Annotated in this window: 8 protein-coding genes and 1 pseudogene; 6 read left to right on the top strand and 3 right to left on the bottom strand. The window is 67.7% G+C overall.

From position 1 onward, the window contains the following. Window positions 1-690: 690 nt before the first annotated feature. Entirely contained in the window at window positions 691-1,431 is a 741-nt protein-coding gene (locus tag LC490_RS13690) for a phosphatase PAP2 family protein (protein ID WP_223620508.1), read from the bottom strand. After that, window positions 1,406-2,677: a flavodoxin-dependent (E)-4-hydroxy-3-methylbut-2-enyl-diphosphate synthase gene (gene ispG / locus LC490_RS13685; protein WP_036149614.1), complete on the bottom strand. Its 1,272-nt coding sequence runs from the start codon at window positions 2,675-2,677 to the stop codon at window positions 1,406-1,408. Before ispG ends, LC490_RS13690 begins: the two co-directional genes overlap by 26 nt. A 208-nt stretch (window positions 2,678-2,885) precedes the next feature. On the opposite strand from ispG, the gene xseA reads away from it, so the two are divergent. The 4 genes from xseA (at window position 2,886) to LC490_RS13665 (ending at window position 10,661) form a co-directional block, all read left to right on the top strand. Continuing rightward, window positions 2,886-4,247 (top strand): exodeoxyribonuclease VII large subunit, encoded by a 1,362-nt coding sequence (gene xseA / locus LC490_RS13680; RefSeq protein ID WP_223620507.1) that lies wholly within the window; start codon window positions 2,886-2,888, stop codon window positions 4,245-4,247. Between the two features lie 1,053 nt (window positions 4,248-5,300). Next, window positions 5,301-6,947 (top strand): acetolactate synthase large subunit, encoded by a 1,647-nt coding sequence (locus tag LC490_RS13675; RefSeq protein ID WP_031373723.1) that lies wholly within the window; start codon window positions 5,301-5,303, stop codon window positions 6,945-6,947. Between the two features lie 38 nt (window positions 6,948-6,985). Next, complete coding sequence (locus LC490_RS13670; protein WP_223620506.1) at window positions 6,986-8,491, top strand: aldehyde dehydrogenase family protein; 1,506 nt, start codon at window positions 6,986-6,988, stop codon at window positions 8,489-8,491. A 205-nt stretch (window positions 8,492-8,696) separates the two neighbouring features. Further along, window positions 8,697-10,661 (top strand): VWA domain-containing protein, encoded by a 1,965-nt coding sequence (locus LC490_RS13665; protein WP_223620505.1) that lies wholly within the window; start codon window positions 8,697-8,699, stop codon window positions 10,659-10,661. Here the strand turns inward: LC490_RS13665 and LC490_RS13660 are convergent. Further along, window positions 10,651-13,698 (bottom strand): EAL domain-containing protein, encoded by a 3,048-nt coding sequence (locus LC490_RS13660; protein ID WP_223620504.1) that lies wholly within the window; start codon window positions 13,696-13,698, stop codon window positions 10,651-10,653. The genes LC490_RS13665 and LC490_RS13660 overlap by 11 nt on opposite strands. A gap of 217 nt (window positions 13,699-13,915) precedes the next feature. Here LC490_RS13660 and LC490_RS13655 point away from each other — a divergent pair, with 217 nt between their 5' ends. Together LC490_RS13655 and LC490_RS13650 are read left to right on the top strand one after the other, a co-directional pair. Beyond that, window positions 13,916-14,470 carry an RNA polymerase sigma factor gene (locus tag LC490_RS13655; RefSeq protein ID WP_036149572.1) on the top strand — a complete coding sequence of 185 codons (555 nt, stop codon included), beginning with the start codon at window positions 13,916-13,918 and terminating at the stop codon, window positions 14,468-14,470. Then, window positions 14,467-14,859 (top strand): annotated as a pseudogene (locus LC490_RS13650) (hypothetical protein); the annotation flags it as partial. The gene LC490_RS13655 and the pseudogene LC490_RS13650, both read left to right, overlap by 4 nt.

Genomic DNA, 14,859 nt, shown 5'->3' with positions numbered 1-14,859 from the left:
CGCGCGACCACCCTACCCAGGTAGAAAACTTATTCCTCGGCGCGTATCACACATGCAAGGGACATCGATACGGATACGTGAACGTGTGACATTTACTTTTGAGAAAAGAGGAGGGATGAAAACGCGCATTTCCATGAAGAACCCGTCGATGCAGCCACTTACTCGATACCGCGACGGAGTGTTTGTGCGATATATGGCGCAGATGAAGCGCCATCTATCCGAACCCCACAAAGCCTCCTGTTTTTTATTCTTAAACAAGAGCAGGCCGGAACGCTGGCGCGTTCGAACGGCTGGCGGCCCTCCCCCGCCCGACGCGAAGCCATGCCCATCGCAGGCGTGATATTTAGCGTAGATGGAACGTGACCGCGGAAATTTCTCGATGATCTCAGCATCAATCTGAGGGTGCGGGAACCAGAAAGAACCGATCGCGTCGCTTCTCGAAACTCGTTCATACCTCGGCCAGGAAATTGAGCAACTTCCGCGATAGTCCGCACGAAGGGGCCGCCGAACTCATCAGCCGTGAAGCCGGCATGTCCGATACAACCAGAAATACGAACTTGAGCCAGCCGAAACCGACACGACGAAACCGTCGCGCGGCTCACACGGCCAAGGAACCGCTCGGGATCGGACCGGAGTGATGATGCAGGCGCCTGTCAGGCCGGCAGGGGCGCATGCCGCAGCGCTGGCGGCTCAGGGGCGCTTGAGCGTCCATGGCCGCAGTTGTGCGCCGCGGTAGACGATCAGATACACCGCCACCACCCAGGCGGTGGCGACTGACCAGCCAGCGAGAATGTCGGAGGGGAAATGCACGCCGAGATACAGGCGCGAGAAGCCGACCAGGGGCACGAAGGCCGCCATGATCGCCAGCACCGGCCAGCGCCAGCGCGTGTTCCAGCTCAACAGGATCAAGGTCGCCGCGAGCGTCATCGAGCCCATCGCGTGGCCGCTGGGGAAACTGTAGTTGTGCTCGGGCGCGATCGACTCCCACAGCGACGGCCGCTCGCGGGCGAAGAACTGCTTGGCGGCGATGTTGAGCAGGGCCGAGCCACCGAGGGCGAGCGCGGCGAAACTGCCTTCTCGGAAACGGCGGCGCGCGATGAGCGCGGCCACCAGGGCGATGTCGAACGGCACCACGCCGTGAAGGTAGCCGATCCGGGAGATCAGCACGAAGAACTTGTCGTAGCCCTCGCGCGCCAGGCCGTGGGCGTATTCGAGGATGGGTACGTCGAAGACGATCGCTTCCTGCTCGTGGATCTCGTCGGCGAGTTCGGCGAAGCCCCACAGCGGCATCAGCAGACCGATGAAGACCAACAGCAACAGCCAGCCGTGTCGACGCAGCAGCGCGGCGCCGAAGCGCGCTTCCTGCTGGAGGGTGTCGCCGCCCTCGTGGGCGGCGACGCTGGATTCAGACGCCTGCGGCGCGGGCGCCATAATTGCGCTCGACGTAGGTGTCGATCAAGGCGACGAATTCGGTGGCGATGTTCTCGCCGCGCAGGGTCACGGTCTTCTGGCCGTCTTCGAACACCGGCGCCGACGGCGCTTCGCCCGTGCCCGGCAGCGAAATGCCGATGTTGGCGTGACGCGATTCGCCCGGGCCGTTGACGATGCAACCCATCACCGCCAGGGTGAGGTTCTCGGCGCCCGGATGGGTGATCTTCCACTCCGGCATCTTGGCGCGCACGTGTTCCTGCACCTTCTGCGCGAGTTCCTGGAAGAAAGTGCTGGTGGTGCGGCCGCAACCCGGGCAGGCGGTGACCATCGGCGTGAACGCGCGAAGGCCCATGGTCTGCAGCAGTTCCTGGGCGACGATGACTTCGTTGCTGCGGGCCTGGCCCGGTTCGGGCGTCAGCGAAATGCGGATGGTGTCGCCGATGCCTTCCTGCAGCAGTACGCCGAGCGCGGCGCTGGACGCGACGATGCCCTTGCTGCCGATACCGGCCTCGGTCAGGCCCAGGTGCAGGGCGTGGTTGCTGCGGTTGGCGAGTTCGCGATACACCGCGATCAGTTCCTGCACGCCGCTGACCTTGGCGCTGAGGACGATGCGTTCGGCCGCCAGGCCGAGTTCGACCGCACGCGCGGCCGAGTCCAGCGCCGAACGGATCAGCGCCTCGCGCAACACGCGGCCGGCATCCCAGGGCTCGGCGCGCTCATGGTTTTCGTCCATCAGCTTCGCCGCCAGGGCCTGGTCGAGCGAGCCCCAGTTGGCGCCGATACGCACCGGCTTGCCGTGTTTGATCGCCAGCTCGATCAGAGTGGCGAACTGGCTGTCCTTCTTCTTGCCGAAACCGACGTTGCCTGGGTTGATGCGGTACTTGGCCAGGGCCTCGGCGCAGGCCGGCTCGGCGGTCATCAACTGATGGCCGTTGTAGTGGAAGTCGCCGATGATCGGCACCTCGATCCCCATCATCGCCAGCTTGTCGACGATGCGCGGCACCGCCGCGGCCGCTTCAGCGGTGTTGACGGTCACCCGCACCATCTCCGAGCCCGCTCGCCACAGTTCGGCGACCTGCTTGGTGGTCGAGGCCACGTCGGCGGTATCGGTGTTGGTCATCGACTGCACCACCACCGGCGCGCCGCCGCCGACTTCGACGCCGCCGACCTTGACCGTACGGGTCAGACGGCGCGGGAGGGGGCCAAAACCGGAATGAGCGCAGGGCAGGACGAGGTCTGAATTCATGCCCGCTATTGTAGCGCCGAGGGCCGGGCTTACGTGTCGCGCAGGTGAAGCGCGGTTCGATGAACGGCCCCGCGCAAGGGCCGAAGCCGCGGACCGGCGCTGAGACCGGGCCGGCCCATCGCGATACTATCGGCGCCTGCGCCCGTCGGCGCCCCTTGCGGCGCCATGCCGTCGCTCCCGCCTGCCCGCCGTCTCTCCAGTCTCTTCCATGCCCCCCAGCGACCCCGATCACGTCCTGACGCCAAGCCAGCTCAATACGCTGGCGCGCAACCTGCTCGAGGACACCTTCCCGCTGATCTGGGTCGAAGGCGAACTCGGCAACCTGTCGCGGCCGTCCTCCGGGCATCTGTACATGACCCTGAAGGACGCGCGCGCCCAGGTCCGCTGCGCGATGTTCAAGCCCAAGAGCAGTTGGCTGAAGTTCGTCCCGCGCGAAGGCCTGCGGGTGTTGGCGCGCGGCCGGCTGACCCTGTACGAAGCGCGCGGCGACTACCAGCTCGTGCTCGACCATATGGAAGAGGCCGGCGAAGGCGCGTTGCGGCGCGCGTTCGAGGAGCTCAAGGCACGGCTCGGCGCCGAAGGCCTGTTCGACGCCGAGCGCAAGCGCGAGCTGCCCCGTTTCCCCTCGCGCATCGCGGTGATCACTTCGCCGAGCGGTGCGGCGGTGCGCGACGTGCTGAGCGTATTGGCCCGGCGTTTTCCGCTGGTCGAAGCCGAGGTGTTGCCGGTGCCGGTGCAGGGCGATGCCGCGGCGGCGCAGATCGTCGCCATGCTGCAACGCGCCCAGGCCTCGCAACGCTACGACGTCATCGTGCTGGCCCGCGGCGGCGGCTCGCTGGAGGACCTGTGGGCGTTCAACGACGAACGCCTGGCGCGCGCGATCGCCGCATCCGAAGTGCCGGTGGTCTCGGCGATCGGCCACGAGACCGATTTCACCCTCGCCGATTTCGCCGCCGACGTGCGCGCACCGACACCTTCGGTGGCGGCCGAGCTGCTGGTGCCGCAACGCGAAGACCTGCTGCACCGCGTGCGCGTGCTGGAGGCGCGGCTGCGCAATCTGCAATTGCAGCGCCTGCGTCAGGCCATGCAACGCGCCGACCGCGCCGGCCTGCGCCTCAACGCCTTGCGCCCGCAGGCGCGACTGGCGGCCCTGCGCGTCCGTCAACAGGACGCGCTGCGCCGCCTCGAACAGGCCTGGCGCCGCCAGCTCGAACGCGAACGCGCGCGCCTGCGCCACGCCGACGCCGTGCTGCGTGCGCACCAACCGCAGCGGCGCATCGCGCGCTTGCGCGAACGCCTCAGCGCCCTCGCCCACCGCCCGCAGGCGGCGATCGCCCGGCGCCTGCGCAGCGATGCCCTGCGCCTGCGCGGCCTGGCGCGCTCGCTCGAAGCCTGCAGCCCCTTGGCCACCGTGGCCCGCGGCTATGCCATCGTCCAACACGAAGACGGCCGCGTCGTGCGCAGCGTGCTCGATGCCGCCCCCGGCGACCGCCTCAACGCGCGGGTCAGCGACGGACAATTGCGCCTGGTAGTGGAAGCGCCGGTCGGCGCCGACGGCGAGCGCGGGTAACCGAAGCACCCGACCCGATCGCGGCCTGTAGCGTTTCTACGTAGTCTGCGGCCGGTGACGGTGCGAACGGAATCATCACGGTCGCGGCTCGCGCCGCTCCTACCCGGAAGCAGGTTGCCGTTGCCGTTGCCGTTGCCGTTGCCGTTGCCGTTGCCACATGAGCTTGGCGCAGTATCGAACTTGCGAGAACGCCTGGAGACCCGGAGGGCGCCGCACAGGACGTGCGGCGTTTTTCGATAGGACAAGGATGTCCTATCGAAAAATCCCGGCGACAGCATCGCACTCGTGGCCTGTGCCCTTGCAAGGAGAGCCCTTTTCTTTGGTTACCTTTCTTTTGGGCTTAGCAAAAGAAAGTAACCCGGCCGCGTTAGCGGGCGGAAGCTCTGCACTTGCTTGATCGACACCCTGCGAGATCGGTCGCGACTTACGTCGCTCCTACAGGGGTGACAGCTCTGCACTTGCGTGAGGTTTTCAGAAACAAGATCAAACGCCAAAAGCTTCCGCCACTAAAGCGGCGGGTTACTTTCTTTTGTCTAAAGCAACAAAAGAAAGGTAACCAAAGAAAAATGCTTTTCTTTGAATCACAGGCCCGCACGAGCGATGCCAACGCGGGGCTTTTTCATACGGGACATCCTTGTCCCGATGAAAAACGGCCCGCATCCATGCGGGCCGCCCTCCGGGTCTTCTATTGCCTTCGCTAGTGCCAACCTGCGCACGGCAACGGCAATGGCCGGAGCTGCGGCACGACGCAAGGGGCCTCGCCAGCTTGGAACCCCGCGGTCGCGGCTTGTGACCGAAGGAAATCCAGTAGGACGCCGCTCCTACTCAGCGATAGTTCGTGGTTTCAATCAGCGACGACGGCGTTGCGAAATCCGCCCGTCCTGCCGTCGCGGCTCACGCCGCTCCTACAGGGGTTCGGCCCGTACCGCCGCACTCCGATTCCGCTACGCGACGCACTGTTCCGCCCACGCGCGCCCGATCATCGCCCACCGCTAACGCCATTTGCGCGACCATCGACGGGCTCGGGCTCCGCCGCCCGATACGGAGTCCCGCATGACCAAGGCGTCCGATCTGTTCGTCGCCGCGCTCGAGGCCGAAGGCGTCGAGTACGTGTTCGGTATCCCCGGCGAGGAAAATCTCGATCTGCTCGAATCGCTGCGCACCTCGAGCATCCAGTTGGTCTTGACCCGCCACGAACAGGCCGCCGGCTTCATGGCCGCCACCTACGGCCGGCTCACCGGCAAGGCCGGGGTCTGCCTGTCCACCCTCGGGCCGGGTGCGACCAACCTGGTCACGGCCGCCGCGTACGCCCAGCTCGGCGCCATGCCGATGCTGATGATCACCGGCCAGAAGCCGATCAAGACCAGCAAGCAAGGGCATTTCCAGATCATCGACGTGGTCGACACGATGCGTCCGCTGACCAAGTACACGCGCCAGATCGTCGCCGCCGACAGCATCCCGGCACGGGTGCGCGAAGCCTTCCGCCGCGCCGAAGAAGAACGCCCCGGCGCCGTGCATCTGGAGCTGCCGCAGGACATCGCCGGCGACCCGACTCAGGCGCGCCTGATACCGGCCTCGTTCTCGCGGCGTCCGGTGGCCGAGGACAAGGCCATCGAACGCGCGGCCGAAGCCATCGCCCAGGCCCGCCACCCGATCCTCATGATCGGCGCCGGCGCCAATCGCAAGACCACCGCCAAGACTCTGCACGCGTTCGTCGCCCAGCTCGGCATCCCCTACTTCACCACCCAGATGGGCAAGGGCGTGCTCGACGAGAACGGCCCGCTGTGGCTCGGCAATGCCGCGCTGTCGGACCACGATTTCGTCCACCGCGCCATCGATGCCGCCGACTGCATCGTCAACATCGGCCACGACGTCATCGAGAAGCCGCCGTTCTTCATGCGCGAAGGCCGGCGCACGGTGATCCACGTCAACTACGCCAGCGCCGAGGTCGATGCGGTGTATTTCCCGCAGATCGAAGTGGTCGGCGACATCGCCCACTCGGTCTGGCGCTTATCGGAGGCGCTGCAGCCGCAGGCGCATTGGGACTTCTCGTTCTTCGACCGCGTGCGCAGCGCGTTGTCGCAGCAACTGCTCGACCGCAGCGAAGACGACCGTTTCCCGTTGGCGCCGCAGCGCCTGGTCGCCGAAGTGCGCGCCGCGCTGTCGCCGCGCGACGTGGTCTGCCTCGACAACGGCCTGTACAAGCTGTGGTTCGCACGCAACTACCGCTGCGCCGAGCCCAATACTTTATTGCTCGACAATGCCCTGGCGACAATGGGAGCGGGCTTGCCGTCGGCGATCGCCGCGCGCATCGTCTGTCCGGACCGCAAGGTCGTCGCGGTCTGCGGCGACGGCGGTTTCATGATGAATTCGCAGGAGTTGGAGACCGCGGTGCGGCTGGGCCTGGACATCACCGTGCTGGTGCTGCGCGACGACGCCTACGGCATGATCAAGTGGAAGCAGGCCCACGAACGCTATCCGAGCTTCGGCATGGACCTCGGCAATCCCGACTTCGTCGCCTATGCCCGCAGCTACGGCGCACGCGGCCATCGCCCCGAGTCCAGCGATGCCTTCGCTCCCTTGCTGCGGCAGGCCCTCGACACGCCGGGTATCGACCTGATCGAAGTGCCGATCGACTACCGCGACGACGACCGTATCCTCAACGAAGACATTCCGCGCCTCGCCGCCGCCGTGCAGTGACGCGGCGCAGCGCCCCACTTACGACCCAGGAGCATTCCATGGCCCGATCGCCGAAACCGTCCGAGCGCGGCAAAGCCGCCAAACCCGCGAAGCCGGGCAAGGGGTTGAAACCGAGCTATCCCTACTACCTGGCCAACCGCCCGGTCGCCGCCAATACCGCGCTGGAAGTGCTCGACAAGTACAGCGGCAAGCGCGCGACCCGGGTCGCGATGGCCGACGCCGCGGCGGTGCGCAAGGCGATCGTCGCCGCGCACAAGGCGCGCGAAGCGATGGCGGCGTTCACCCCCGATCGCCGCCGCGACGTGCTCGAACACTGCGTGCGCCGCTTCAGCGAGCGCTTCGAGGAACTCGCCTTGGCGTTGTGCATCGAGGCCGGCAAGCCCATTCGCGATGCCCGCGGCGAAGTCACGCGCCTGATCGATACCTTCCGCATCGCCGCCGGCGAAGCCACCCGCAGCGGCGGCGAACTCATCGAGCTGCAGATCTCCGAGCGCACCCGCGGTTATCGCGGCATGGTCAAGCGCGTGCCGATCGGGCCGTGCAGCTTCATCACCCCGTTCAACTTCCCGCTCAACCTGGTCGCGCACAAGGTCGCCCCGGCAATCGCCGCCGGCTGCCCCTTCGTGCTCAAGCCGGCGATCAAGACCCCGGTCGGCGCGCTGATCATCGCCGAGGTGCTGGCCGAGACCGACCTGCCGGAAGGCGCGTTCTCGGTGCTGTGTTGCTCGAACGAAGACGCCTCGCTGTTGGTCGAGGACGAGCGCATCAAGTTGCTGAGCTTCACCGGTGGCCTGATCGGCTGGGACCTCAAGGCGCGCTCGGGCAAGAAGAAAGTCACCCTCGAACTCGGCGGCAACGCGGCCTGCATCGTCGACGCCGACCCGGGCGCGAGCCTGGACCACGTGGTCGAGCGACTGGTGTTCGGCGCCTACTACCAGAGCGGGCAGAGCTGCATCAGCGTGCAGCGCATCTACGCCCATGCCGATATCTACGACAAGCTGCGCAAGAAGCTCAAGGCCGCCATCGCCGCCCTGCGCATGGGCGACCCGCGCGACGAGCAGACCTTCATCGGTCCGGTCGTCGACGTCGATGCCGCCAAGCGCATCGAATCCTGGATCGACGCCGCGGTCAAGGGCGGCGCCAAGCGTATCGTCGCCGGCCCGCGCGACGGCAACATGATCCCGGCGACCTTGCTGGAGAAGGTTCCGCGCAACTCGGACCTGTACCGCAAGGAGGCGTTCGGGCCGGTGGCGTTCATCGAGCCCTTCGACGATTTCGACAAGGCCCTGAACACCGTCAACGACAGCGATTTCGGCCTGCAGGCCGGCGTGTTCACCGGCCGCCTCGACCATGCGATGAAGGCCTGGGACCGTCTCGACGTCGGCGGCGTCATCGTCGGCGACGTGCCGAGCTTCCGCGTCGACAACATGCCCTACGGCGGGGTCAAGGATTCCGGCCTCGGCCGCGAAGGCGTGCGCTATGCAATCGAGGACATGAGCGAGCAGCGGCTGTTGGTGATCCGCGATCCAACCGAAGCGATGTAACCCCGGAACTCCCCGAAGCCCGGCCCCTCCCGCTTAGCGGCCGGGGCCGGCTCACCCGCCCGACAACGCCCTAACCTCGCGTTCGGGCCGAGCCGGGTCGAGGGCAAGCACCGCCCTCCCCCCCGCAAAAAATTTCCGCAGGCTCAACCCCTCGGCCATCGATGGTCCGTTCCACTTCCCAGGTCCACACACCAGGGAAGCCGCCATGAACGTCCGAGCCACGCCGCAGTCGTCGTCGAACCTCCGCTCCATCCGTCCCCTCACTGCGGCCTTGCTGACCGCGCTGGCTTTCTCGATCGCCGGCTGCCAGGCTCCCGGCGAGCTGGCGCAGTCGCGCGACAAGAGCGAAGGCGACACCCTCGTCGCCGAAGTCGCCCCTCACGATGACACCGCCGCAGCGGCCGATGCCGCCGCCAGCGCCGCGGCGGCTCCTGCGGCACCACCGGCGCCGCTCGCCGAAGCCGCCAAACCGATTCGTGCCGATGCTCGCGCCAAGGGCGCGGCCGAGCAATCGCGAGGCCAGGTATACGCAGAAGCCAAGGCCATGCCGGCCGGTAACGCCGCGGCGCAGGGCGCGAGCCTCGACCGCATCGAGGTCACCGGCAGCCGTATCGGGCCGGCCCCGCGCATGCTCAAGCGCAGTCAGTTCGCGCAGATGGCGGCTCCGTCCGTGCTCGCGCCGCCGGCACCCCCGCCGCCGCCGATGCACCAGGCCAGCGTCGACACCGAAAAATACGCCGAGCGCGACGACAACCCGGTGCAGCGCACCAGCGAACAACCGCTGTCGACGTTCTCGATCGACGTCGACACCGGCAGCTATGCCAACGTCCGCCGCATGCTCAGCGACGGTCAGCGCCCTCCGGCCGATGCGGTGCGCGCGGAAGAATTCATCAACTACTTCGACTACGGCCACGCCGCGCCGGCCTCGCTGGCCACGCCGTTCCGGGTCAGCACCGAGCTCGCGCCGGCGCCGTGGAATGCCCAACGCCAGTTGCTGATGATCGGCATCAAGGGCTTCGACGTGCCGAAAAAGACCCTGCCGCCGGCCAATCTGGTGTTCCTGATCGACACCTCCGGTTCGATGGACTCGCCCGACAAGCTGCCGTTGCTGAAAAGCTCGTTCTCGATGCTGGCCAAACAACTGCGTGCGCAGGACCGCATTTCGATCGTGGTCTATGCCGGCTCGGCCGGCCTGGTGTTGCCGCCGACCCCGGGCGACCGCAAGGAGGAGATTCTCGCCGCGCTGGATCGTCTGCAGGCCGGCGGCAGCACCAACGGCGGCGACGGCATCCGCCTGGCTTATGCGATGGCCAAGCAGGCCTACGTCGGCAACGGCGTCAACCGGGTGATCCTCGCCACCGACGGCGATTTCAACGTCGGCACGGTCGACAACAACGCCCTGGAAACCCTGGTCGCCGACCAGCGCAAGAGCGGCATCGCCCTGACCACGCTGGGCTTCGGCCGCGGCAACTACAACGACGAACTGGCGGAGAAACTCGCCGACGTCGGCGACGGCAATCATGCCTACATCGACACCCTGCAGGAAGCGCGCAAGGTGTTGGTCGAGGAAATGGGTTCGACCCTCATGACCATCGCCCGCGACGTCAAGATCCAGATCGAGTTCAACCCGGCCCTGGTCGCGGAGTACCGCCTGATCGGCTACGAAAACCGTCTGCTCAAGCGCGAGGACTTCGCCAACGACAAGGTCGACGCCGGCGATATCGGTGCCGGCCACGAGGTCACCGCACTGTACGAACTTACCCCGGTCGGCTCCAGCGCGATGCGCCTGCCCGCGCTGCGCTACACCGACAGCGCGCCGGCGGTCGGCCAGGGCGGCGAAATCGCCAACCTCAAGCTGCGCTACAAGCGCCCGGGCGAAGACCGCAGCCAGCTGATCGAAACGCCGATCCGCCGCTCCAGTCTGCGCATGGTCGCGAGCGAGCCGATGCGCATGGCGGCCTCGGTCGCGGCCTTCGCCGACACCTTGCGCGGCGGCAGCCAGTACGACGGCTGGGGCTGGGACCAGATCATCGCCACCGCCCGCGGCCTCAAGCTCGACGACCGCTCGGGCCAGCGCGCCGAGTTCATCGGCCTGGTCGAACGCGCCAAGGTGCAGATCGGCGAGATCGGCCGGGTCGGCCCGGTCGCAGGCGTGGCGGTCAGCGAATGAGGGTCGAGGCCGCCTTCGCGGCGGCCGCTTCGACCCGATCGGAGCCGATCGGGTCGACCTCTGCAGGCAGTGCCTCATCGGCGCCGAGTTCGATCAGGCCCGATCCGTCCGCCAGTGCAGCCACCGCGTCCGATCCGAGCAGGCCCGCGCGATAGCTTTCGGCGATGCTCGCCGCGCTGCGGATGTGTTCGCCGGGATGGCCGAACAGATAGCCCTGGCCGTAGGTGCAGCCCAGCTCACGCAACGCCGTGCGCTGGGCTTCGGTCTCCACACCCTCGCCGATGGTGTGGATGCCGAGGGTGCCGGCCAGCGCCTGGATCGCGCGCACCACCGCCACGCTTTCCGGACGCGATTCGCCGACCAAGCCCGCGACGAAACTCTGGTCGATCTTCAAACACTCGATCGGGAACCGATGCAAGTACGACAACGCCGAGAACCCCGTGCCGAAATCGTCCAACTGCGCCAGCACCCCGTGATTGCGCAGGATCCGCAGCATCCGCAACGCGCGCGGCACGTCGTCGAGCAGGGCGACCTCGGTGATCTCGATGCGCAAGCGGCGCGGATCGGCGCCGGCCTCGTCGATCATCCGCAACAGCCGGTCGGCGAAATCGCCGGAACGGAAATGCCGCGGCGAGACGTTGACCGAGATGTAGCCATCGCCGCCGCGCGCCAGTTCGGTGACCACGCGGCCGTAAAGGATCCAGTCGGCCTCTTCGATCAGGCCGCTGTCCTCGCCCAGGCCGATGAATTCGCGCGGCAGCAACAGGCCGCGTTTCTCGTGGCGCCAGCGCAGCAGCGCTTCGTGGCCGATCAGGCCGTGATCGTCGAGGCGCACGATCGGTTGGTAATAAGCGATGAAGGCATCGCCGTTGATCGCGCGGCGCAGGTCGGCTTCCAGGTCGAGGATGCGCATCGCCTGTTCGCGCATCTCCTCGTCGAACACCGCGCAGCGGCCGCGGCCGGCGCCCTTGGCGCGGTACATCGCCGCATCGGCGTCACGCAGCAGTTCGATGCCGTTGCGATAACGCGGGTGCCACATGGCGATGCCGATGCTGGCCGACGGAAACACTTCGCGCCCGGCCACCCAGCACGGCTCGCCCAGCGTGCGCAGCACGCGCGAGGCCAGGTCTTCGGCGACGCCGAGCCCGTCGATGTTCTCGATCAGGATCGCGAACTCGTCGCCGCCCAGACGCGCCACGGTGTCGTTGCTGCGCACGGTCGAGACGATGCGGCGGCTGCTTTCGACCAACAGCTCGTCGCCGGCCGAGTGGCCGACGCTGTCGTTGACCAGCTTGAACCGGTCCAGGTCGAGGAACAGCACCGCGAACGCACGCTGCTCGCGGCGCGCGCGGGCGATCGCGTCGTCCAGGCGTTCGAGCAGTTGGCCGCGGTTCGGCAGGCCGGTCAGGGCGTCGTGCAGGGCCTGGTGGGTCAGCTTCTGTTCGGCGCGCACGCGTTCGCCGATCTGGGCGAGCAGTTCGGCGTTGGTGTGGGCCAGCTCGCGGGTGCGCGAGGCGACCCGCTGTTCGAGCTCGCCGTGCGCGGTCACCAGCCGGTCCTGGGCCTGCTTGCGCGCCAGGCCGATGCTGATGTGATGGGCGACGAAGGTCAGCAGTTCCTGGTCGCGGGCGTTGAAGCTGATCGCGCGCGAATAGCTCTGGATGGCGATCACCCCGACCACCGAGTCGTCGCGGTACAGCGGCACGCCGAGCCAGCAATGCGCGGCCGAGCCGTGGCTGCGCACTTCGCCGCGGCTGTTCAGCTCGGCGATGCGGTGGCGGTCGGCCAGCAGCGGCCGGCCTTGGCGGATCACGTACTCGGTCAGGCCGCCGGCAAGCTGGCGGCTCTCGCGGATCATGTCGCGCTCGTCGATCGAGTACGGGAACTGCAGGCGGTCGCCGTCGTCCGACAGCAGCGCGATGTAGAAATTGCGCGCGTACAGCAGCTCGCTGACCACGTCGTGGACTTGCGAATAGAAGCGGCCGAGGGTGTCGGAGGTGATGGTCAGCTCGGCGATGCGGAACAGCGCGCGCTGCAGGCGTTCCGAGCGCTGGCGCTCGATGATCTCGGCCTGCAGGTCGCGGTTGCTGAGCTGCAATGCATAGGTGCGCTCGGCGACGTGGCGTTCGAGCTCCTCGCGCGCGCCGAAACGGTCGAGCGCGGTCAGGATGTGCTGGGCCACGAACGACAACAAGGCCCGGTCTTCCTCGCCGTAGCTGCCGGCGCTCTCGTAGTTCTGCACCACGATCGCGCCGCAGACGCGTTCGTCGCGGCGCATCGGCACGCCGAGCCAGTCGGCGCTGTCGGGGCCGTGATACTCGTCGGGCGGCACGCCGAGCAGGTCGCGCAACGCCGCCGAACTGCCCTGCAGCGGCTCGCCGTGGCGCAGCAGCGCCAGGGTCAGGCTGGTCGGCATCTCGTCGCCGCGGATCACCCGCTGCGGATCGGCCACGTAAGGATCGTTGCGGTCGGCGAAATACAGAAAGCGCATCGTGTCGGCGACGTCGTCGTAGAGCACGATGTAGAAATTCTCGGCGTACATCAGGCCGCAAACCACGCCGTGGATGCGGCTGAGCAGGTCGGTCATCTCCAGCCCGGAGCCGGCCAGGTCGGCGATGCCGTACAGCGCCTGCTGCAGGCGTTCGGATTTTTCCAGGGCCTCGGCGCGTGCGTGGGCGCGCACCGCCGACAGATCGGCGGCGACGATACGCCGCGCCATCGCCAGCCAGGCGGCGCGCAACGGCGTCGGCAGGGCCTGCGGCAAGCAGGCGACGATCGCCGCGCGGCTGCCGTCCTCCAGCCACCAGGCCGCCTCGATGCGGTCGCCGCCGCAATCGTCGGAAGCGCCCACCGCAGGCGGATCGCGTTCGAGCAAGGCGCCGGCATCGGCGCGCAAGGGCGCGTCGACACCGGGGGTGAACGATTCGGACAGGCGGCCGTAGGCCGAACGCCAGCAGACCACCACCAGGGAGCCGACCGGCAGAGCCTCCTGCAACGCACAGGCGAGCGCCTCGCCCGCGGACGACCTATCGCTCACCGTTGCCCCTGGTAATACGTCACTGTGCACCGCATCGCCGCCTTCTGCGCAAGGCGCAGGATAACGCGAGCTTTACAGGATCGGCAGACGGCAACCCCACCGGGGCTCCCGGACCGTTGTTCCGAACATGCAACTGGCCCTCCCATCGCCGCTATACGACGTCTCTCCCGTGCGCAACCGCTTCCCGTCTGCGTCGCCAGGCCGTACCCTGCCGCGGATGAATTCCGGTGCGGACGCTAGCGATGACGTGCTGATGCTGGCCTGGACGGGCGGCGACGCCGCTGCGTTCGAGGTCCTGTATTCGCGTCACCGCGGCCCTTTGTACCGTTTCTTGCTGCGTCAGATCCGTGATTCGGCGCTCGCTGACGAGTTCTTCCAGGATGTCTGGCAGCGCGTGATCGCCGCGCGCGAGGGCTGGAAGCCCGATGCGGCGTTCAGCACCTGGCTGTTCCGGATCGCCCACAACCGCCTGAACGACTACTGGCGCGGCCTCAAGCACCGCCCGCCGGCGCCTGCCGACGGCGACGAGCGCGCCGCCCGGGTCGCCGACCCGACCACGCCCGAGCGCGAACTGTCCGAGTTCGAACAGCGCCGCCGCCTGCAGCGGGCGATCGAGGAATTGCCGGAGGAGCAGCGCGAAGTGGTGCTGCTGCGCCTGGAACAGGAATTGAGCCTGGAGGACATCGGCGCCATCACGGGGGCCGGCAGGGAAACGGTGAAGTCCAGACTGCGCTACGCGATGGACAAGTTGCGCGCGAGGTTGACCGAATGAACCGCCGTCACGACGCCCCCGATCCGCTGTCGCCCGAGGAACGCGAGCTGGCCGAGCGCCTGCTACGCCTGGGACCGCACGACGGTCCCTCGCCGGCGCTCGACGCCAGGATCCTCGCCGCCGCCCATGCCGCCGTGGCGCAGACCCCGCGTGCGCGCAGCAAAACCCGCTGGCCGGCCTGGATCGGCGTGGCGGCCTCGCTGACGCTCGCGATCGGCGTGGCCTGGCAGTTGCGGCCGATGGACAAGGCGCTGGAGTCGGTCGGCGAAGACCAGGCCACCGCCGCCTCGGTGAGCTCGGCCGACGCCGCGGCCGATGCCAAGGCCGAATCGGCCTCGGCGGCGGCCGCCGCGGCCGCCCCGGCCGCCGCCGAAGCCTCGGACTACGCC

The sequence above is a fragment of the Lysobacter sp. ESA13C genome, assembly GCF_019970005.1.
Classification (GTDB): Bacteria; Pseudomonadota; Gammaproteobacteria; order Xanthomonadales; family Xanthomonadaceae; genus Lysobacter; species Lysobacter antibioticus_B.
Note: the sequence above shows the minus strand (reverse complement) of the source record. Positions and strands in the feature narration are given on the sequence as shown.

Bases quoted from the DNA above. Each gene is read 5' to 3' on its own strand.
- xseA (WP_223620507.1), top strand. From the start codon at position 2,886: ATGCCCCCCAGCGACCCCGATCACGTCCTGACGCCAAGCCAGCTCAAT.
- ispG (WP_036149614.1), bottom strand. From the start codon at position 2,677: ATGAATTCAGACCTCGTCCTGCCCTGCGCTCATTCCGGTTTTGGCCCC.
- LC490_RS13665 (WP_223620505.1), top strand. From the start codon at position 8,697: ATGAACGTCCGAGCCACGCCGCAGTCGTCGTCGAACCTCCGCTCCATC.
- LC490_RS13690 (WP_223620508.1), bottom strand. From the start codon at position 1,431: ATGGCGCCCGCGCCGCAGGCGTCTGAATCCAGCGTCGCCGCCCACGAG.
- LC490_RS13655 (WP_036149572.1), top strand. From the start codon at position 13,916: ATGAATTCCGGTGCGGACGCTAGCGATGACGTGCTGATGCTGGCCTGG.
- LC490_RS13670 (WP_223620506.1), top strand. From the start codon at position 6,986: ATGGCCCGATCGCCGAAACCGTCCGAGCGCGGCAAAGCCGCCAAACCC.
- LC490_RS13675 (WP_031373723.1), top strand. From the start codon at position 5,301: ATGACCAAGGCGTCCGATCTGTTCGTCGCCGCGCTCGAGGCCGAAGGC.